Origin of the sequence: Pseudoduganella chitinolytica, assembly GCF_029028125.1 — a bacterium.
GTDB lineage: Bacteria > Pseudomonadota > Gammaproteobacteria > Burkholderiales > Burkholderiaceae_D > Rugamonas > Rugamonas chitinolytica.
Map to the genome: position 1 here is coordinate 3,082,546 of NZ_CP119083.1, position 19,936 is coordinate 3,102,481.

Annotated in this window: 18 protein-coding genes; 10 read left to right on the forward strand and 8 right to left on the reverse strand. The window is 67.4% G+C overall.

Annotated features, from left to right (window positions below):
* The first annotated feature begins 212 nt into the window (after positions 1 to 212).
* Positions 213 to 542, forward strand: coding sequence for a hypothetical protein (locus tag PX653_RS13595; protein ID WP_277418381.1), 330 nt, complete (start codon positions 213 to 215; stop codon positions 540 to 542).
* Between the two features lie 29 nt (positions 543 to 571).
* On the opposite strand, the gene PX653_RS13600 is transcribed toward PX653_RS13595, so the two are convergent.
* The 3 genes from PX653_RS13600 to PX653_RS13610 all read right to left on the reverse strand — a co-directional run bounded on the left by PX653_RS13600 (position 572) and on the right by PX653_RS13610 (position 3,304).
* Positions 572 to 2,083 (reverse strand): methyl-accepting chemotaxis protein, encoded by a 1,512-nt coding sequence (locus PX653_RS13600; protein ID WP_277418382.1) that lies wholly within the window; start codon positions 2,081 to 2,083, stop codon positions 572 to 574.
* 246 nt (positions 2,084 to 2,329) lie between these two features.
* A complete protein-coding gene (locus PX653_RS13605; RefSeq protein WP_277418383.1) occupies positions 2,330 to 2,641 on the reverse strand; it encodes a hypothetical protein in 312 nt (103 codons plus the stop codon).
* A 15-nt stretch (positions 2,642 to 2,656) separates the two neighbouring features.
* Complete coding sequence (locus tag PX653_RS13610) at positions 2,657 to 3,304, reverse strand: thiol:disulfide interchange protein DsbA/DsbL (protein ID WP_277418384.1); 648 nt, start codon at positions 3,302 to 3,304, stop codon at positions 2,657 to 2,659.
* Between the two features lie 219 nt (positions 3,305 to 3,523).
* Here PX653_RS13610 and PX653_RS13615 point away from each other — a divergent pair, with 219 nt between their 5' ends.
* The 3 genes from PX653_RS13615 (at position 3,524) to PX653_RS13625 (ending at position 7,456) form a co-directional block, all read left to right on the forward strand.
* Positions 3,524 to 5,704 carry a M1 family metallopeptidase gene (locus PX653_RS13615; RefSeq protein WP_277418385.1) on the forward strand — a complete coding sequence of 727 codons (2,181 nt, stop codon included), beginning with the start codon at positions 3,524 to 3,526 and terminating at the stop codon, positions 5,702 to 5,704.
* Complete coding sequence (locus PX653_RS13620) at positions 5,701 to 6,552, forward strand: hypothetical protein (RefSeq protein WP_277418386.1); 852 nt, start codon at positions 5,701 to 5,703, stop codon at positions 6,550 to 6,552. Before PX653_RS13615 ends, PX653_RS13620 begins: the two co-directional genes overlap by 4 nt.
* A gap of 106 nt (positions 6,553 to 6,658) precedes the next feature.
* Complete coding sequence (locus PX653_RS13625) at positions 6,659 to 7,456, forward strand: dioxygenase family protein (RefSeq protein ID WP_277418387.1); 798 nt, start codon at positions 6,659 to 6,661, stop codon at positions 7,454 to 7,456.
* Between the two features lie 727 nt (positions 7,457 to 8,183).
* Here PX653_RS13625 and ylqF read toward each other — a convergent pair.
* Positions 8,184 to 9,134, reverse strand: coding sequence for a ribosome biogenesis GTPase YlqF (ylqF, locus tag PX653_RS13630; protein WP_277418388.1), 951 nt, complete (start codon positions 9,132 to 9,134; stop codon positions 8,184 to 8,186).
* A gap of 119 nt (positions 9,135 to 9,253) precedes the next feature.
* Here ylqF and PX653_RS13635 point away from each other — a divergent pair, with 119 nt between their 5' ends.
* Complete coding sequence (locus tag PX653_RS13635; protein WP_277418389.1) at positions 9,254 to 9,937, forward strand: hypothetical protein; 684 nt, start codon at positions 9,254 to 9,256, stop codon at positions 9,935 to 9,937.
* A gap of 14 nt (positions 9,938 to 9,951) precedes the next feature.
* On the opposite strand, the gene PX653_RS13640 is transcribed toward PX653_RS13635, so the two are convergent.
* Positions 9,952 to 10,878: a histone deacetylase family protein gene (locus tag PX653_RS13640; protein ID WP_277418390.1), complete on the reverse strand. Its 927-nt coding sequence runs from the start codon at positions 10,876 to 10,878 to the stop codon at positions 9,952 to 9,954.
* Between the two features lie 95 nt (positions 10,879 to 10,973).
* Between PX653_RS13640 and PX653_RS13645 the strand changes: the two genes are divergently transcribed.
* From PX653_RS13645 to PX653_RS13665, 5 genes are all read left to right on the forward strand, one after another.
* Complete coding sequence (locus PX653_RS13645; protein ID WP_277418391.1) at positions 10,974 to 11,894, forward strand: AAA family ATPase; 921 nt, start codon at positions 10,974 to 10,976, stop codon at positions 11,892 to 11,894.
* Between the two features lie 2 nt (positions 11,895 to 11,896).
* A complete protein-coding gene (locus PX653_RS13650) occupies positions 11,897 to 12,865 on the forward strand; it encodes a DUF58 domain-containing protein (RefSeq protein ID WP_277418392.1) in 969 nt (322 codons plus the stop codon).
* The gene (locus tag PX653_RS13655; RefSeq protein WP_277418393.1) at positions 12,865 to 14,883 is read left to right on the forward strand and encodes a transglutaminase TgpA family protein; all 2,019 of its coding nucleotides are present in this window, start codon (positions 12,865 to 12,867) and stop codon (positions 14,881 to 14,883) included. The genes PX653_RS13650 and PX653_RS13655 overlap by 1 nt, the downstream gene beginning before the upstream one ends.
* A gap of 13 nt (positions 14,884 to 14,896) precedes the next feature.
* A complete protein-coding gene (gene mltB, locus PX653_RS13660; RefSeq protein ID WP_277418394.1) occupies positions 14,897 to 16,042 on the forward strand; it encodes a lytic murein transglycosylase B in 1,146 nt (381 codons plus the stop codon).
* Positions 16,043 to 16,546: 504 nt separating this feature from the next.
* Positions 16,547 to 16,882: a hypothetical protein gene (locus PX653_RS13665; RefSeq protein WP_277418395.1), complete on the forward strand. Its 336-nt coding sequence runs from the start codon at positions 16,547 to 16,549 to the stop codon at positions 16,880 to 16,882.
* A 304-nt stretch (positions 16,883 to 17,186) separates the two neighbouring features.
* On the opposite strand, the gene cysM is transcribed toward PX653_RS13665, so the two are convergent.
* From cysM to PX653_RS13680, 3 genes are all read right to left on the reverse strand, one after another.
* On the reverse strand, positions 17,187 to 18,089 hold the full coding sequence (gene cysM / locus PX653_RS13670; protein WP_277418396.1) for a cysteine synthase CysM: 903 nt from the start codon (positions 18,087 to 18,089) through the stop codon (positions 17,187 to 17,189).
* A 34-nt stretch (positions 18,090 to 18,123) separates the two neighbouring features.
* Complete coding sequence (locus tag PX653_RS13675; RefSeq protein WP_277418397.1) at positions 18,124 to 18,693, reverse strand: GNAT family N-acetyltransferase; 570 nt, start codon at positions 18,691 to 18,693, stop codon at positions 18,124 to 18,126.
* Positions 18,694 to 18,836: 143 nt separating this feature from the next.
* A complete protein-coding gene (locus tag PX653_RS13680; RefSeq protein WP_277418398.1) occupies positions 18,837 to 19,913 on the reverse strand; it encodes an ABC transporter ATP-binding protein in 1,077 nt (358 codons plus the stop codon).
* Positions 19,914 to 19,936 lie beyond the last annotated feature (23 nt).

Below are 19,936 nucleotides of genomic sequence, written 5' to 3' on the forward strand. Positions count from 1 at the left end.
GGGGTCAGACCCGCCGGGTCTGACCCCGGCCCTCCGCCGTAGGGGTTGCTTAAGGTTCTTAGCTTAGCGGCATTACCGTCTGACCCCGGCCCTCCGCTGCGGGGGTGCTATATCGGTGGCGCGCTGGGATGATCCTTAACTTAGCGGCACCGCGGGTTTTGCGGAACCGAGCCCGGCGGTTATGATGCGCTTTTCATTCACGGGCCAACCCTATGTCCCACCGCCAGGTTCCCGGCATCGGGCGTGCCAGCGTACACGGCATCGCCATCGGCATCGGCGAGGTCGTCGCGGCATGCGCGCTGGTGCTGCTGTTCGACCTCCTCGGTCCAACACCGTCGGGCTATGCCGGTGCGGCGTTGGGCCAGGCGCTGGCGCTGCTGCTGCCCTTCCTGCTGGGCGGCGCGGCGCTGGCGGGCTACCTGGCCGGCGGTATCGCCGCCGGCTACGTGCGTTCCTATCGGCTCTGGCTGGCCATTACCGCCAGCGCACCCATGCTCTGCGCCGCACTGGCGTTTGCGTATCTCGCCCACGAAGGCCGGTAACGCCTTGACGCCCTGACCGGGATGGCGCCTTACGCCAGCCGGAACGTGCTGACGACCGCCGCCAGGTTCTTGGCCTGCGCGGCCATCGAGTCGGCGGCCGCCGTCACCTCCTCGACCAGCGCGGCATTGCGCTGGGTGGCCTCGTCCATCTGGCCGACGGCCTCGTTGACCTGGCCGATGCCGCGGCTTTGCTCCTCGCCGGCCATGGCGATCTCGCCCATGATGCCGGTGACGCGACGTACGCTGGCGACCACTTCCTCCATGGTCGCGCCGGCGCTGCCGACCAGGCGCGTGCCGACGTCGACGCGCTGCACGGAGTCGTCGATCAGCCCCTTGATCTCCTTGGCCGCCGACGCGCTGCGTTGGGCCAGGTTGCGCACTTCCGACGCGACGACCGCAAAGCCGCGCCCCTGCTCGCCGGCGCGCGCCGCTTCCACCGCCGCGTTCAGCGCCAGGATATTGGTCTGGAACGCGATGCCGTCGATGACGCCGATGATGTTGACGATGCGGCGCGCGGCATCGCTGATCGAATCCATGCAGCCGACCACTTCGGCCACCACCTGGCCGCCCTTGACGGCCACTTCGGAAGCCGTATTGGCCAGCGCGTTCGCCTGGCGCACGTTCTCCGTGTTCAGGCCCACGGTGGACGTCAACTCCTCCATCGCCGCCGCCGTTTCTTCCAGCGAGCTGGCCTGCTCCTCCGTGCGGGTCGACAGGTCCATGTTGCCTGCCGCGATTTCCGCCGATGCCGTCTCGATGACGTCTGTGCCCGAGCGCACCTGCTGCACGAGGCCCGACAGGCTGTCGCGCATCGACGCCATCGCAGCCAGCAGGCTGTCGTCGTCGGCCCGCTCCCGCGCGATCTGCACGGACAGGTCGCCCGCGGCGATCGATGCGGCGATGGACGCCGCATAGGCCGGCTCGCCGCCCAGCTGGCGCATGATCGACCGGGTGATCGCCAGCGCCACGCCGACGGCGATCAGCACGGCCGTCGTCGCGAAAGCGATGCTGTACGTCTCGATGGCGCCCGTGCGCGCGGCCAGGTCGGCCTTGGCATTGGCGACATTGGCCTCCTTCGACTTGCGCAGCTCCAGGATGGTGCCGCGGATCTTGCGCCATATCGGCGTTTCCTTCGCATTCAAGGTGGCGATGGCGTTGGGCTGGTCAGGCACGGCCAGCTTGACGATCGCGTCCTGCAGCTCGCTCTGGCGCGCATGCAGGTCCTTGATGTCGGCCAGGGCCTTGGCCGCCGCCGCGTCGCCCACCGACAGCTGCTCGGCCTTCTCCAGCGCCGCGCGGAAGTCCTTGCGCGCCGTCGCCAGGTTCTTGTAGCCCTGCTCGTTCTGCGGCGACAGGATGATGTTGCGCAGCGCCTGTCCCATCTGCAGGCCCTGGGCATACAAGGCATCGCTGACGCTGAGGAAGGCCTGGTCGCGGTCGATGAAGGTGTTGAAGCTGTCCTTGGCGCTGCGCATGCCGACCAGCGCGGTCGAGATGGCGACGATGAATACCACTAGCACGGCGCCGAAGGCTGCCAGCATTTTTGTTCGTAATTTCACGATTTACCCCGCGTTTGTTCGTTCAGTGTGAGAATGCGTGAGTATTGCTCACAGGAATTTAACAAGGCGAGGGAAATTTCGAATTGATGAGCAAGTGGACAAGCTTACGATGCGCCTGAGCAACACCGTTAATTGCCTGGCATGCCTGCGTTGAAACAGCCGGCCGTGGCCGCGAGCACCATGAAAAAAGCCCGCATCGCTGCGGGCTTTTCGTTGGGGCCGGCCGGCTTACCGGGACGGCGAAAGGTGACTCAACGCATACGACACGTGCTGCCACCAGTGCTCGCGCGAGCGCACGTTCAAGAGGCACGTCTTGTCGACTTCCTCCTTGAACACGCGATCCTGGCACTGCCTGGTCATGAGGGCATGACGCTGGTTCTCCGCGTTGACGAGGGCCGCTGCGAACCAGCCCAAGAGCAGCACCAGCACGATCACGAGGCTCCACGCCAGGTGATTGACGTTGCTGACGCTGAACAGCTTCTTCTCGTCCGGCGCCAGCGCGTCGTACGCTTGCATGATGTTTTTTTCGCGGTCGGTCATGCTGGAGCTCCTGCCTTATTTCTTCTCGGCCGCGGCCTTGGCCACCAGCTGGTCCAGCACGGCCAGCGTCTGCTTGCCCGCCTGCAGTTCCGGCATGCCGGGCGCGCCCGCCAGGCTTGGCGACGTCACGTAGCGGCCGTCCACGACGATCGTCGGCGCCGACTCGATCTTGTAGCTGCCGATCGTGGCCGGCAGGCGTTTCAGTTTCGTCTGCACGGCAAACGAATTGAAGAACTGCTGGTACTTGGCCTTGTCGATGCCGTTCTTGACGAGGAAGTCGGTGACCTGCTCGTCGCTGCGGTAGATGCGGTCACGCTGCACGTGGATGGCGTTGAAGAATTTCGTGTGGAACTGCTCTACCTGGCCCATGGCCTCCAGCGTGATGTAGGCATGCGCCAGCGGGTCCTTGTCGCCGCCGGCCGGGAAGTGCAGGCGGCGGAACGAGATCTTGTCGCCCTGCTTCTTGACCCACTCCGACAGCATCGGATCGAGCACGTTGCAATGCGGGCAGGTGTACATGAAGAACTCGATGACTTCGACCTTCTTGCCGCTGTCGGTGCGGACAGGCTGGGCCAGCGTCGTGTAGCCGGGTTCGGCGGCATGGGACGTGGCGGTAAAGGCCAGCAGTGCGGTGGCGGCAAGCATGAGGCGCAGAAAACGCATGATCTTCCTTCTTGTCTGGTTGCGTGAACAGGGCCGGTGGCCCGGGTGTAAACGCCGCGAGATTACCATCTTTTGCGCTTGCGGTTCACCCCTGGCGCGAAATTAAGCCCGCCCTAAGCCCGTGCCGCGCCTTCCCCTGCCGACCCGGTCCACAAATGCGTTGCGAATCCGGCACGGCTGTCGTTATAGTTCCTGCATCCCTTTCCCGACAGGAGCATCATGCCGTTCCGTCGTCTGCCCCTCCTAGCCGTGGCCGCATTGGCCGTCCTTGCCACGTCGCTCGGGCTGGCCCAGGTCGTCCCCGTGGCCGCACCGACCGTCCCCGAGATCCCGTTTGCCCCCGCCCACGCGGCCGCCGTGCGCACGCCCAGCGCGCCGACAGCCTGGGGCGGGCCACGCACGGGCGCCGAGCCGACCTTGTCGGACCGGGTCGCCAACTACCGCATCGAGGCCACGCTGGACCCGGTGCGCCACACGATCGAGGCGCGCCAGCAGCTCACGTGGCGCAACCGCAGCGCTCTGCCCATCCGCAGCGTCTACCTGCACCTGTACCTGAACGCGCACCGCAACGAGGACAGCACGTTCTATACGGAGGAACGCAACGGCGGCGAGTCGTTCCGCTCCGGCCTGGATGCCGGCGCGGAAAAATACGGGTACACGGAGCTGCGCTCGGTGCGCCAGGGTGCTCGCGCGGTGCCATGGCGCTACGTGCAGCCCGATGGCGGCCCCGCCACCGACCGCACCGTCGTGCGCTTCGACCTGCCCGAGCCGGTCGCGCCGGGCGGCACGACGACGCTCGACATCGCCTTCTTCGACCAGCTGCCGCGCGTGACGGTGCGCACCGGCTACTTCGACACGTTCCACCTGGTGGCGCAGTGGTTCCCCAAGATCGGCGTGCTGGAGCTGCCGGGCGAACGGGGCGCCACGACCGTGCGCTGGAACGTGCACGAGTACCACGCCGAATCGGAGTACTACGCCGACTTCGGCCATTACGACGTGCGCCTGACCGTCCCCAAGGGCTACACAGTGGGCGCGACGGGGCAGTTGCAAGGCAAGCCGGTCGAGAAGGACGGCCTCGTCACGCATCGCTACGTGCAGGGCGACGTGCACGATTTCGCCTGGACGGCAGACAGGCGCACGGCGCCGCCGCTGCGCGCCACCTGGCGCGGCGGCCCGCACCCCGTCGAGGTCACCGTGCTGTTCCCGCCCGAATACCGCTCGAATGCGGCGCCGGTACTGCGGGCCATGCTCGATGGGCTGGACTTTTTCAGTCGCACGCTGGGCCCCTACCCCTACCGCACCGTGACGGCCGTGATCCCGCCGTACAACGGCCGCGAGGCCAGCGGCATGGAGTACCCCACGTTCTTCACGGCCGACAGCGTGGCCGACCCGGCGCCCGGCACGCTGGGCGCAATGGAGCTGGACTTCGTCACGATCCACGAATTCGGTCACGGTTACTTCCAGGGCATCCTCGCCAGCAACGAGTTCGAGGAACCGATGCTGGACGAAGGCCTGAACGAGTTCTGGGGCCAGCGCATGCTGCACGAGCGCGGCCAGAAGCTGCATGCGACGACATCGCTGCTGCGCCGCCTGGGCTTCGCCCCGGCGTTCGACGTGTTCGAGAACGAGCGGGCCAGCCTGGCGCTGGACGAGCCGGCCGACCCGCTGGGCGAGAACGCGTGGGCGCGGCTGGAAGGCGTCGGTCCCGTATACGGCCGCACGGCCGTGATGCTGCGTGACCTGGAGGCACAACTGGGCAAGGACGTGATGGAACGCGCCATGCGCACGTATTACCAGCGCTGGAAGTTCCGCCATCCCAGCATCGCCGACCTGCATGCCACGCTGGCCGAGGCCAGCGGCCAGGCCGCGCTGGTGGACGCGGTGTTCGAGCTGCAGGTCTACGGGGCACAGCCGGTGGACGACCGCATCGCCGACTTCACCAGCGACGAGATGCTGCCGCAGCCGGGCTACGGCAGCGTGGGCGGCAGGGAAGTCAACATCACGCTCGAGGCGGCGGACGAAGCGGCCGAGGCGGCGCGCGCGCGCTGGCGCAAGGCCCATCCGGACGCTCGTCCCGGCACCGGCCCCTTCCCCTATCGTACGGCAGTGGTGCTGCGCCGGCGCGGCGCCGCCGTGCCGCAGACGCTCGTCGTCACGTTTGCCGACGGCAGCCGCGAGACGGTGCGCTGGCAGGGGCAGGAACGCTGGCAGCGCTTCGAATGGGTCAAGCCGGTGCAGGCCGTGTCGGCGCAGCTGGACCCGGCGCGCCAGCACCTGCTCGATGCGAACAAGCTCGATGACGGCCGCACGCTGCAGGCCGACGCCAGCGCCACGCGGCGCTGGACCTTCGATTTCGGCACGATCGTGCAAACCCTCCTGGCGCTGCTGGCAACCGTATGATGACGATGATCCTCTCTCCTGCCCGCGCCGCGCTGCAATGGCGCCTGCTGCTGCTGTGGGCCGCGTGCGTACTGCTGCCCACGCTGCTGCTGGCGCTGCCCGTCTACAGCCTGCTGGCGGGCCAGCTCGACTACTCGACCCAGGCACCGGCACTGGCCCGCGCACTGGACATGGTGGCCCTGGGCGACCTGGCCACCGTGCTGGGACGCCAGGGCGCGGCGATCGGCACGGCGGGACTGGGCGCACTGCTGCTGATGCTGGCGCTGTCGCCGCTGTTCTCGGGTGCCGTCGTGACGGCCGCGCGCGCGCCCGGGCGCCTGCTCACGAAGCCCTTGCTGGCGGGCGCGCTGGCGGAGTATCCGCGCATGCTGCGCATGCTGTGCTGGGCCGCCCTGCCGCTGGGCGCGGCCGTTGTCGCCGGCACTGCCCTGCTGGACTGGGCGCAGGAATACAGCCGCACCGTCATCCTGTACGAGGATGCGCGGCTGGCAACCGTGGCGGCCGGCCTGGCGTGCGCGCTGCTGGTGCTGTTCGTCAACCTGACGCTCGATGCCGGCCGCGCCGCCCTGGCGATCGATCGCCGCCGCACCTCGGCGGTGGCGGGATGGTGGCGCGGCCTGCAACTGCTGGCACGGCGTCCGGGCGCGGTGCTGGGCTGCTACGCCGTGCTGACGGTGGCCGGCCTGCTGCTGGCCGCCCTGCTGGCGCTGGCGCGGCTGCAGGTGACGCCCGCCAGCGCGGTGCCTTTCCTGGGAGCGTTGCTGCTGACGGAGCTGATCGCCCTGGTCATCGGCTGGATGCGGGCGGCGCGCCTGTTCGCGCTGGTGCGGGTGGCCGCTCAGGGTTGATGCATCGATCAATCAGGTCGAACGTCAGTATCGAGATTTTGGCCGTTGCGGCAGGCGCCGCCCGGCCCTATAGTCGGTGGTGACCCTGACTGCATTGGAGCACCGCATGGACCTGTTGCCCACTTATTTCCTGTCGCACGGCGGCGGCCCGTGGCCGTGGCTGCGCGACCAGTTCGGCACCGCCTACGACGCGCTCGACGCCTCGCTGCGCGACATCCCGCGCCAGATCGCCGGCAAGCCGCGCGCCGTGCTGGCCGTCACCGCGCACTGGGAGGGCCGCGACTTCATGATCTCGTCCGGCGCGCGCCCGCCGATGATCTACGACTACGGCGGCTTCCCGCCGCACACGTACGAGATCCGTTACGACGCGCCGGGCGCCCCCGCGCTGGCTGCGCGTGCGCGCGCATTGCTGCAGGCGGCCGACCTGCCGGCCGTGCTGGACGATGCGCGCGGCTTCGACCACGGCACCTTTTCCGCGCTGTATCCCGTGTTCCCGCAGGCGGACGTGCCAATCGTGCAACTGTCGCTGCGCCATGGCCTTGATCCCGCATCGCACCTGGCGGCCGGACGTGCGCTGGCAGCGCTGCGCAAGGAAGGGGTACTGATCGTCGGCAGCGGCCTCAGTTACCACAACCTGCGCGCGTTCAACGCTGCCGGCGCGGCCGCTTCGCATGCGTTCGACCGCTGGTTGCGCGCGGCGATGGCGTTGCCGCCGGCGCAGCGCACGCAGGCGCTGCTGGACTGGGAGCGCGCCCCGGCGGCGCGCCAGGCCCACCCGCGCGAGGAGCACCTGTTGCCGCTGATGGTGGCGCTGGGCGCGGCGGAAGAAGATGCCGCCACCGAGGTGTATCACGAGGAAGCGTTTTTCGGGGCGCTGGCGGTGTCCAGCTTCAAGTTCGGGTAGCAGGGGGTCTGTCCCCGGTAAGTGGTCGCGCCAGCGCTCGCCTGGGGCTTCACCAGGGGACTGACCCCGGTTTTAATTGCCCCGGTCGAGAGCAAGGATAACGTCCGTTCGAAGCCGCCGATAAAAACCGGGGTCAGTCCCCTCGACGCGTCAACGGCAAGCGCGATGGCTGCCACTTACCGGGGACAGACCCCAGCGGAGCACAGACCCCAGCGGATCACGTCCCCCGCTTGCCGCGCATCCGCTCCGCTTCCTTCTCGGCCCTGGGGTCTGTCCCCGGTAAGCGTTCGCGCCAGCGCTCGCCTGGGGCTTCGCCAGGGGACTGACCCCGGTTTTTATCGCTCCGGTCGAGAGCACGGATAACGTCCGTTCGAAGCCGCCGATAAAACCCGGGGTCAGTCCCCTCGACAAGTCAACGGCAAGCGCGATGGCCGCCACTTACCGGGGACAGACCCCAGCGGAGCACAGACCCAGCGGATCACGTCCCCCGTTTGCCCCGCATCCGCTCCGCTTTGGGGTCTGTCCCCGGTAAGTGGTCGCACCGGATCTGGCCTGCGGCTGCATCAGGGGACTGACCCCGGTTTTTATCGCTCCGGTCAAGAGCACGGATAACGTCCGTTCGAAGCCGCCGATAAAAACCGGGGTCAGTCCCCTCGACAAGTCAACGGCAAGCGCGATGGCCGCCACTTACCGGGGACAGACCCCAGCGGAGCACAGACCCAGCGGATCACGTCCCCCGTTTGCCCCGCATCCGCTCCGCTTCCTTCTCGGCGGCCTTCTGCGCCGTCTTTTCCGCCTTCAGCCGTTCCTGTTCCTGGAACAGCGCCAGCGCGGCGGCGCGCGTTTCCGGTGTCTCCAGCGAGATGCGGCCCAGTGCGCCGCTGCGGTAGTCCTGCAGCAGCATGTGCGACGCCTTTTCGAAATCCCAGTCGCCGCCGCGGATGCGGTAGCCGCGCTTCTGCGCCAGCCCTTCCACGACGGCGATGCCGTCCATGCTGGCCACGTCCTTGTAGCCGTAGCGCGCCTGCAGCAGCTGCGGGTAGCGGCGCAGCAGTTCTTCCGCCAGCCACGTCGCCACCTCTTCCTCGATCAGCGCATTGGCCCCGATGGCGTGGCTGGCCGCCAGCGCCAGCCCGTCGCTGGGCATCTCGATCTTCGGCCACAGCAGGCCCGGCGTGTCGATGATGGCCGTGTTCATGTCGAGGTAGATCTTCTGCTGCGTCTTGGTGACGGCCGGTTCGTCGCCCACCTTGGCGACGCGGCGCTTGAGCAGCGCGTTCATCAGGGTGGACTTGCCGACGTTCGGGATCCCCATGATCATCATGCGCAAGGGCTTGGTGGCCACGCCCCGGTGCGGCGCCAGCGCGCGCGCCTTGTCGATGACCTTGGCCACGTCCGCCGGTTTCTTGGTCGTCATCGCGTAGGCCGTGACGCTGCTGTCCTGCTCGAAGTGGCGCACCCACGCCGCCGTCGCCTCCGGGTCGGCCAGGTCGATCTTGTTGAGGATCTTCAGGCATGGCTTGGAGCGGAACTTGCGCAGCTCCTCCACCAGCGGGTTGCAGCTGGCCGCGGGCAGGCGGGCATCGACCACCTCGATGACGACGTCGACGTCCGCCATCTGTTCCGCCGCCTTTTTCTTGGCGGCGTTCATATGCCCGGGGAACCATTGGATAGCCATGCTCTTGCCTTCAGAATCGTTGGAACAATCCGCTATTTTACCGGGACTGTGGCGTGCCGCCTATTTTCTTGGCAGCAAGTCGCTGGTACCATAGCCGCTTGCCCGTCATCATCCCTGCCATGAAATTCGCCCTTGCCCTGCTTGCCGTCCATGTCTTCGCCGCCGCTTCTCCCGTTGTCGAAGTGGCAGGTATCCGCGACCCGGAGCTGAAAGCCTACCGCACGATGGTCAAGGGCCTGGATGCCTTTGACCGGGAACGGGCGCATGCCCCGCAGGCCGGGCTACGCTTCCTGTTGCGCCCCGCCGCGCCGGGCGAATCGCTGGAGGGACTGACCCTGACGATCAGCGGCGACACCGTCAGCCTGCCCGTCGCGCTGGCGGCCGACGGCGGCTTCGTGCTGCCGCGCAGCCAGGCCGCGCTGGCGGACCGCGCCGAACTGGTGCTGAACAAGAAACGCGATTCGTACCGCTGGCGGCCGGACGTACGCAGCCCTGGCGTGCCGGCCAACGCACGGCGGCTGGGCGACCTGCGCCTGCAATGCGCGGTGCAGTGGGCGATCGACCGCGAGGCGCTGACGCCGCAGGCGCGCGGCGCGTTGGAAGCTTCCGGCGGCCCGTGCCATTCGCCGCTGGCGCATACGGGCTTCGAGGCGCCGCAGCCGCTGCGGGCGGCCTGGCTGCGCGAAGGGGCGCGGCGCGAGGCGCTGCCCGTCAACCGCCAGCGTAACCGCCGCTTCACGCCGCCGCTGGCCGATGGCGGCTGGAGCGACGATGCGGTGGTCGAATTCGACTACGCTAGCTAGCCGGTGCCAGACATTCAAATTTCGGCCAGCGCCTTGACGTGCGCCACCACGCTGCGCCCCAGCGCCGACAGATTGTAGCCACCCTCCAGGCAGCTGACGATGCGTCCCTTCGCATGCTTCCTCGCTACCGCCATCAGCTGCTCCGTCATCCACGCATAATCCGCTTCCACCAATCCCATGCCGCCCAGGTCGTCCTCGCGGTGGGCATCGAAGCCGGCCGAGATGAACAGCATCTCCGGCTTGAACGCGTGCAGCGCCGGCAGCCATTTGTCCAGCACCAGCTGGCGCACCACGTCGCCCTTCGTGTATGCCGGCACCGGCACGTTGATGCGGTTGGGCGTCACCGGCAACGCGTCCACGTATGGGTAGTAAGGGTGCTGGAAGAAGCTGGCCATCAGCACGCGGCGCTCGTCGCGGAACGCTTCCTCGGTGCCGTTGCCATGGTGGACATCGAAGTCGACGATGGCCACGCGCTTCAGGCCGCGCCCATCGAGCGCATGGCGGGCCGCGATGGCGACGTTGTTGAACAGGCAAAAACCCATCGGCGCCGACGGCCGCGCGTGATGGCCGGGCGGACGCACGGAACAGAACGCGTTGTCGATTTCGCCATCGATGACGGCATCGGTGGCGGCCACCGCCGCGCCGGCGGCGCGCAACGCGGCCTGCCAGCTGTGCCGGTTCAGCGACGTGTCGCCGTCGATCGGGTAGTACTCGTCGCCCTCGTGCGGCGCGGTCCTGACGATGGCGATGGCGTTCGGGGAGTGGTTGCGGGCGATGGCGGCCAGGTCGGCCAGCGGCGCCTCGCGGTGCTCCAGCAGGTCGTCGATGTGGGAGTTGATCAGCTGGTCGGCGATGGCCTGCAGCCGCGCGGGCGATTCGGGATGCCACTGCCCCATTTCGTGACGCTGGCAATCGGGATGGCTGTAGATGGCTGTGGTCATGTGTGCTGTGGTCTGTTCCCGCTCGTTTCCATACCGCATGGTCAATCGCGCAGGGTAGAATCCCCTGCATCACAGGCACCACTATATCAGACACCATGTATGCAAAATTGCACGCCGTCGCGCGCCAGGTGGGTACCGTCATCGTCGGCAAGGACCTGCAGATCCGCCAGGCCCTGACCTGCCTGCTGGCCGGCGGCCACCTGCTGCTGGAGGACGTGCCGGGTGTCGGCAAGACCACGCTGTCGCATGCGCTGGCCATCGCGCTGGGGCTGCGCTTCAACCGCATCCAGTTCACCAGCGACCTGCTGCCGGCGGACGTGGCGGGCATCTCGATCTACGAGCGCGAGAAGAACGGCTTCGTGTTCCACCCGGGCCCCATCTTCACGCAGGTGCTGCTGGCCGACGAGATCAACCGCGCCACGCCGAAGACGCAATCGGGCCTGCTGGAAGCCATGGAGGAACGCCAGGTCAGCGCCGACGGCGTCACGCGGCCGCTGCCCGAGCCGTTCTTCGTCATCGCCACGCAGAACCCCACGCACCAGGTGGGCACGTTCCCGCTGCCCGAATCGCAGCTGGACCGCTTCCTGATGTGCCTCTCGCTGGGCTACCCCGACCCGGCCGCCGAACGCGCCCTGCTGCTGGGCGAGGACCGCCGTGCGCTGCTGAAAACCCTGCCGGCCGCCATGACGCCTGCCGAGCTGGCGGCGGCGCAGCAGGGCCTGCGCCGGATCCACACGTCGGCCGCGCTGATCGACTACGTGCAGGCGCTGGCGCAGGCGTCGCGCCAGAACGGCGCGTTTGCCGAAGGGCTGTCGCCGCGCGCCGCGCTGGCGCTGGTGCAGGCCGCGCGCGCCTGGGCCGCGCTGGAGGGGCGCGACCACGTGCTGCCCGAGGACGTACAGGCGGTCCTGGTGCCGGTCTGCGCGCACCGGTTGCGGCCAGTGAAATCGGCGCATGGCGTCGCCCTGGCCAGCCGCGACCTGGTGCTGCAATTGCAGCAGTCCGTGCCGCTGTAGCCATGGCACGGCCGGCCCTGCGCAAGCCGGAACGCAGCGCCGCGACCGTGCTGACGATGCGGCGCGTCTACGTGCTGCCCAGCCGCGCGGGCGTGGCCTACACGGCGCTTCTCGTGCTGATGCTGATCGGCGCCATCAACTACACGCTGGGCCTGGGCTTCGCGCTGACGTTCTTTGCCGGCTCCTGCGCGGTCGTCGACATGGTGCTGACGGTGCGCAACCTGGCCGGCCTGCGCCTGGCCACCGGCCGCGCGCAGCCCGTGTATGCGGGCGAGGAAGCGCAGTTCGAACTGCACCTGCACAACGACGGCAAGGCGGACCGCTGCGCCCTCCGCGTCGGCTTCCATCCGCCCGGCACGCCGTGGCGCACGCAACCGCCGCACGTGGTGGACGTAACGGCCGGCGCCAGCACGGCCGTCGTGCTGTCCGTGCCGGCGGTGCGGCGCGGCTGGCTGGCGGCGCCGCCCGTGCGGCTGACGACCCGCTTTCCGCTCGGCCTGTTCGGGGCGTGGAGCAACTGGCAGCCGGACCTGCGCGTGCTGGTCTACCCGTTCCCCGAGCGGGACGCCCCACCGCTGCCCTCGCGCGGGGACGCCAGCGCCGAGGGCCATGGCGCCGTCGGGCTGGACAACTTTGCCGGCATCCGCAGCTACCAGCCGGGCGACCCGATGCGCCACCTGGCCTGGCGCCAGATCGCGCGGCTGCACCCGCAGGACGGCGGCCAGCTCGTCACCAAGCATTTCGACGGCGGCGCCGTGGCAGAACTGCTGCTGGACTTCGCCGAACTGCCGCCGCGGCTGGACCTGGAGGCCCGGCTGGCGCGCATGACGCGCTGGGTGCTTGAGGCGGAAGCGCGCGCGCTGCCGTATGCTTTCCGGCTGGGCCACCACCACTACCCGGCCGCACTGGGCGATGCGCACCGCGCCGCCTGCCTGCGCGCGCTGGCGCTGTATGGCGACGAGGTGTCCTGATGTTGGGTTCAATGATGCGCCAGCCCGTCCTCACGCGCGACAAGGCCGATACGCTGCTGCTGGTCGTGGCCGCCCTGCTCGTGATCGCGCCGCATTTCGCCCACCTGCCGCTGTGGACCAGCGCCACCGTATGCGTCACGCTGTTCTGGCGCGCACTGCTGACGTTGCGCGGGCGCCGCCTGCCGCCCGTCTGGCTGCTGCTGCCGATTGCGTTGCTGGCGATGGCCGGCGTATGGTACTCGTACCGCACCCTGCTGGGCCGCGATCCCGGCGTTGCCATGCTGGCACTGCTGCTGGCGTTCAAGCTGCTGGAGATGCACGCGCGGCGCGACCTGTTTGTCGTGCTGTTCCTCAGCTTCTTCCTGCTGCTGACGAATTTCTTCTATTCGCAGACGATGCTCACCGCCTTCGGCATGGCCATCACGCTGGTGGTGCTGCTGACGGCGCAGCTGACGTTCCAGTACACGGGTGCCGTACCGCCGCTGACCCGGCGCGTGCGGATGGCGGGCAAGATCGCCCTGCTGGCCACGCCGCTGGCGGCGCTGCTGTTCATCGGCTTCCCACGCATCCAGGGGCCGCTGTGGGGCCTGCCGGGCGACGCGCGCTCGGCGCGCACGGGCATCTCGGACACGATGGCGCCGGGGTCGATGACAAATCTGGCGCTGTCCGAGGAAGTGGCGTTCCGCGTCCGCTTCCTCGACCCCGCGCCGGCGCAGAACCGGCTGTACTGGCGTGGCGTCGTGCTCAGCAACTACGACGGCCGCACGTGGAGCCGGATCGGCGGCACGCCGTTCCGCACGCCGGACCAGACCCGCGACGGCCTGACGATGCGCCTGGGCGGGCAGGCGATCCGCCACGAGGTCACGATGGAACCCAGCGAGCGGCGCTACCTCTTCACCCTGGAGCTGACCCGGCCGGACCTGGCGTTGGCGGGCCAGCGCGTGGCCACGTCCGACGAGCTGGAAACCTACACGCTGCGCCCGCTGCAGCAACGCGTCCGTTATCGTGCCACCGCCCACAGCGAGTACACGCTGCAGGCCGACCTGGACCCGGCCCTGACAGGCAAGTGGCTGCAACTGCCGCCCGGGTTCAACCCGTTGACGCTGGAGCTGGGCGCCCGGCTGCGCGCGGCGGCGGCGGCGGACCGCGGCGGCACGCTGGAGATCGTGCATGCCGTCCTGCAGGCGCTGCGGGCGCGGCGCTTCGAATACACGCTGGAACCGGCGCTGCTGGGCCGCGACAGCGTCGACGAGTTCCTGTTCCGCACCCGCCAGGGCTTCTGCGAACACTTTGCCGGCTCGTTCGTCTTCCTGATGCGCGCGGCCGGTGTACCGGCGCGGGTCGTCACGGGCTACCAGGGCGGCGAATTCAATCCCGTCGACGGTTACGTCACGGTACGCCAGTCGGACGCCCATGCCTGGGCCGAGGTCTGGATCGCCGGCCAGGGCTGGCGCCGCATCGACCCGACGGCCGCGGTGGCGCCCGAGCGCGTCAATGGCAGCCTGGCGCGCGCCTTGCCGCAGCAGGCGCCGTTCGGCTTCTCCGGCCTGATCGCTTTGCAGAACGATAAGGATTCGTGGCTTTCGCGCCTGCGTTTTCAATTCAATGCGATGAATAATGCTTGGAACCAATGGGTCCTGGATTACAATCCCGAACGGCAGCAAACTTTCCTTGCGGAACTATGGGACAAGGTCGGCACCTGGCGCACGCCCGCAGCGGCGGCGCTGCTGGGTGTGCTGGCCTGGGGCTGGTGGCGCCTGCGTCAGGCACGCCGGGCCGATCCCGTGCAGGCGGCATATGGCCGACTGTGCCGTCAGCTGGCGGACTTCGGTATCGTGCCCGTCCCTGGCGAAGGCCCGCACAGCCTGGCATCGAGGGTGCGGGCGCTGCCGCTGCCGGAAGAGCGGAAGGCCGCGTACGCGGAATTTCTGGAACTCTATAGTGCGCTCCGTTATCGCGCACTCGACGACGATGAACGAACCCGGTCGGCCGCCAGGCTGGCCTCACTATTGCGCTGATCCCGATTTTCCAATGACATTTCCCAAGCGATCCCCTACCAAGCCCCTCGTTACCCTGCTGTTGTCAGCCCTCGTGGCCGCCACGAGCCTGTGCCCGCCCGAGGTGTTTGCGGCCCCCCACAAGCCAGTCAAGAAAGCCAAGGCCAAGCCGGCGAAAAAGGCTGCCGCGGCAGTGGCCAGCGACTACTACACGGGCGAATTCGTCAACTTCGGCCAGTGGAAGGAGGTCCAGGCGTTTGTCGACGAGCTGGTCACCAAGCATGGCTTCAGCCGCACCGAACTGGCATCGCTGCTGTCGAACGTGCGCTACCTCGATTCCGTCGTGCAGCTCGTCAAGCCGGCACCGCCGGGCAAGCCGAAGAACTGGACGGTGTACAGCAGCCGCTTCATCGAACCGATCCGCATCAACGCGGGCGTGCGCTTCTGGAACGACAACGCGGAAACGCTGGCCCGCGCGGAAGCGTTGTACGGCGTGCCGGCCGAGATTTTGGTTGGCATTATCGGCGTGGAAACCATCTACGGCCGCGATACGGGCCGGTTCCGCGTGGTCGACACGTTGACGACCTTGGCATTCGCCTACCCTGTCGCACCGAACCGGGATGCCCGCATGGCGTTCTTCCGCGACGAGCTGGTAGCCACGCTGCTGTACGCGCGCCAGACCGGCATCGATCCGCTCTCGCTGCAGGGCTCGTTTGCGGGCGCCGTCGGCATGCCTCAGTTTATGCCCAGCAATATCGTTAAGTACGGCGTCGATTTCGACGGCGACGGCCGTATCGACCTCAGGAACTCGGCGGCCGATGCGATCGGCAGCGTAGCCGCCTTCCTCGTCGGGCATGGCTGGAACCGCGACCAGCCGGGCCCCATCGTGCATCACGCCACCGTGTCGCCCAGCCGGGCCTGGGAGCAATACCTGAACCTTGGCCTGGAAGCAAAAGTGCGCCCGGAAGACTTGACGGGGGCAGGAGTCGTCACCACATCGACCTTACCGCCAGGCATGCTTTATGGATTGGTGGACCTTCAGAACGGCTCGGAGCCGACTGAATACTGGGTCGCAAGCAACAATTTCTTCTCAATCACGCAGTACAACCGCAGCTACTTCTATGCGATGTCCGTGGTAGAACTGGGCCGCGCCGTCCGTATCACCCGCACCGGGTCGTGACGTTCGCAAACGTAACGAAGCGTAAATACCTGACGATGTTGCTTGCAAGAATGTAATGTTTGTGGGAAACTGCACGACTGTTGCATTTAGTGCAGCAGTAGTGGTAAGTTTTATATTACACTTAAAATTGTACGATTGACAAAGCCGCGTACGCTCTAGAGCCCTATTGTGCGTTTATCTACCACAAAAATTCAGGTAGAATTCTCACACATTGTTGCGATAGGACAACGGCGAGCTGGAGAATGGATAATTTTCTATTGCTCGTGAGTAAAATATTGCGGAATGTTGTACAATTGTGTATATATTATGAAACCTTGTTATCCCGGAATCCGCGTATCGTTCCTCAGTGAAGGGAGAACATAGGGGTCCTGGACACGCCGCGCGCAGCCTTGCGTACGGCCTGGACGTGGCCCTGAAGCGCAGCTTGAGCTCCGAGTGTTTCACTTTGCAGAACAACTTTACAGAAGGAACAGACGTATCATGACAAATCAAGTCGGTATTGATATGAACAACGATTCGGAAGGCGACGATCTGCTGCAGTACAACCCCAATCGCCTGCTGGACACGCTGATCGAAAACCTGCGCCTGAAGAACGACGCGGCCCTGTCGCGCGCGCTGGAAGTGGCGCCACCGGTCATCAGCAAGATTCGCCACCACCGCCTGCCGGTCGGCGCTTCGCTGCTGATCCGCATGCACGAAGTCAGCGACCTGTCGATCCGCGACCTGCGTTACCTGATGGGCGACCGCCGCAACAAGTTCCGCATCAGCGACAAGCAGTTCAAGCCAAAAGAAGGCGAAACGCCACAGAGCAGCACCAATAACAGCAACAACAACGGCTGATGCCGCGCCAGCGCTGGCGTCTTCCCCATGCGGGCAGGCGTTGCGCGGTGCGTTTGCCGTCGTGAACAGCGCGCCATGGGCGCGCTTTTTTATTGCCCGCGGCATCCGCGACGATGGGCTTTTGGAGGCTGTCCCCGATTGTTCGGCTGTTTCTTAGCCGAAAAATTGGGGACAGCCTCCGATTTCCGGCAGCGCGGGAATTGGAGGCTGTCCCCGATTGTTCGATTGTTCGATTGTTGGGAGGCTGTCCCCGATTGTTCGCTTCGATCAACCGGTGAATGGAGACCGCTTTCTGCCCCAACGCTTACGCGGGGAAGACCCCCGTCGACAGATACCGGTCACCCCGGTCGCACACGATGAACACGATCGTGGCGTTCTCCACGGTCTGGGAGATGCGCAGCGCGATCTCGCAGGCGCCTGCCGCCGAGATGCCGCAGAAGATGCCCTCTTCCGCCGCCAGCCGGCGTGCCATGCGTTCCGCCGCGGCCTGCGACACGGATTCGATCTGGTCCACGCGGGCCTTGTCGAAGATCTTCGGCAGGTACGCTTCCGGCCACTTGCGGATGCCGGGAATCGAGGAGCCCTCTTCCGGCTGCGCGCCGATGATGCGGATGCCCTCGTTCTGTTCCTTCAGGTACTGCGAGACGCCCATGATGGTGCCGGTCGTGCCCATCGCGCTGACGAAGTGCGTGATGCGGCCTGCCGTGTCGCGCCAGATCTCCGGTCCCGTGCTCTCGTAATGCGCGCGCGGGTTGTCGGCGTTGGCGAACTGGTCGAGGATGATGCCCTTGCCGTCCTTCTGCATCTGCTCGGCCAGGTCGCGCGCGTATTCCATGCCGCCCGTCTTCGGCGTCAGCACGATCTGCGCGCCATAGGCCGCCATGCTCTGGCGCCGCTCCTCGGACAGGTTTTCCGGCATCAGCAGCACCATCTTGTAGCCGCGGATGGCGGCGGCCATCGCCAGCGCGATGCCCGTGTTGCCGCTGGTGGCTTCGATCAGCGTGTCGCCCGGCTTGATGTCGCCGCGCTCCTCGGCGCGGCGCAGCATCGACATCGCGGCGCGGTCCTTGACGGAGCCGGCCGGATTGTCGCCCTCCAGCTTGCCCAGGATGACGTTGTTGCGCGCGGCCGCGTCGGCGCCCGGCAGGCGCACCAGTTGCACCAGCGGGGTGTTGCCGATCGTGTCGGCGATGGTCTTGTAAGTCATGCGCTCAGCTTTTTTCTGTACCAAAACAACCATTCTAATCCGACTGGACGCCGGATGCTTGCGGCCGCAATGCCAGCGACATGTACGCATAGCCGTGCTGTTCGCCGTCGATGCGCAGCAGATCGGCGATTTCGCCGGTCTGCACGAAGCCGCGCTTGCGGTACAGGGCACGCGCCGGCGCGTTCACGCTCAGCACCTCCAGGTCGATCCAGTCCAGCGGCCCGTGCGCGACGGCCCAGTCGATCGCGGTGTCCAGCAGCGCCATGCCCAGGCCCAGGCGGCGGGCGTCGCGGTGCACGCCCATGCCCAGCAGCGCACGGTGGGCCGACTCGGCCTCGGCGCGCGCGCGCAGGTCGATGTGGCCGCGGATGGCGGCGCCGTCGAAGGCCAGCCACAGGCGGCGCCAGCCCGGCGCCGTCAGCGGTGTCGCCAGGCCGTTGGTGAAGGCTTCGATACGGCCGGGCGGCACGCTGCACTGGCCACGCGGCATCGGCTGGAACAACGGCATGCCGTCGACGCCGTTCTCGGTCAGTTGGTCGGCAAGGTAGGGAAAGAAAGCAGTCAGGTCGGCGGCCGTGGCGGCGCGGAGGGTCAGTGTGGTCATCCAGGCATTGTGCGGCATTGCCTGCCTACTGTCGAGCTCGTGTCCCACCGCGGTGCCTGACCCCAAGGTGGGACACGGGCCCGGCTGTTGATACGGTCGAGTTCGTGTCTTTGTCGGGGTGTAACCCCAAGGTGGACACGGGCTCAGCGATTGGGGCGGCGGGCGTTGCCGTCGGCGTCGAAGACGTGCCAGCGGCTGGCGTCGGCCGTGATCGTGGCGCGCTGGCCCGGTTGCCAGTTGGCGTCGGCGTCCGCGCGGGCGACCAGCTGGTCGCCGCCATGGTCCGGCTGCAGGTAGACGTAGCTGAAGTCGCCCAGCAGCTCGGTGGCCTGGACGCGCACGGGAATGCCATCGCCGCTTTCCGCGGCGCCGAGCCGCACGTGCTCGGCGCGCAGGCCCAGCGTGACGGGCGCGCCGTCGGCCAGGCCAGTCACGTCGGCCACGGCCAGGTGCACGCCCGCCGCCTCGACGCCGGCGCCGCGCACGGTGCCGGCCACGAAATTCATCGCCGGCGAGCCCATGAAGCCGGCGACGAACAGGTTGCCGGGCCGGTTGTACAGCTCCAGCGGCGCGCCCACCTGCTCCACTTTCCCGCCGCGCAGCACCACGATGCGGTCCGCCAGCGTCATCGCCTCGACCTGGTCGTGCGTCACGTAGATCATCGTGCTTTGCAGGCTGCGGTGCAGGTTCTTCAGTTCGATGCGCATTTGCACCCGCAGCGCGGCGTCCAGGTTCGACAGGGGCTCGTCGAACAGGAACACCTGCGGCTGGCGCACGATGGCACGGCCGATCGCCACGCGCTGGCGCTGGCCGCCGGACAGCTCCTTCGGCTTCCGCTGCAGCAGCGCTTCGATGCGCAGGCTCGCGGCGGCCTGCTGCACCTTCTCGCGGATCTGCGCGGCCGGCATGCCGGCCAGCTTCAACCCGAACGCCATATTGTCGTAGACGGTCATGTGGGGATACAGCGCGTAGCTCTGGAACACCATCGCGATGCCGCGCTTGGCCGGTTCCACGTGCGTCATGTCGCGCCCGCCGATGGCGACGGTGCCGGCGTCCGGTTCCTCCAGCCCGCAGATCGTGCGCAGCAACGTCGACTTGCCGCAGCCGGACGGGCCGACAAACACGATGAATTCGCCGTCGGCGATATCGAGGTCGATCCCATGCAGGATCTGCTGCTCGCCGAACCGTTTCTGCACGCCCCTGATTGCCAGTCCCGCCATGTCGTCTCCTCGTTGTCTCCTTG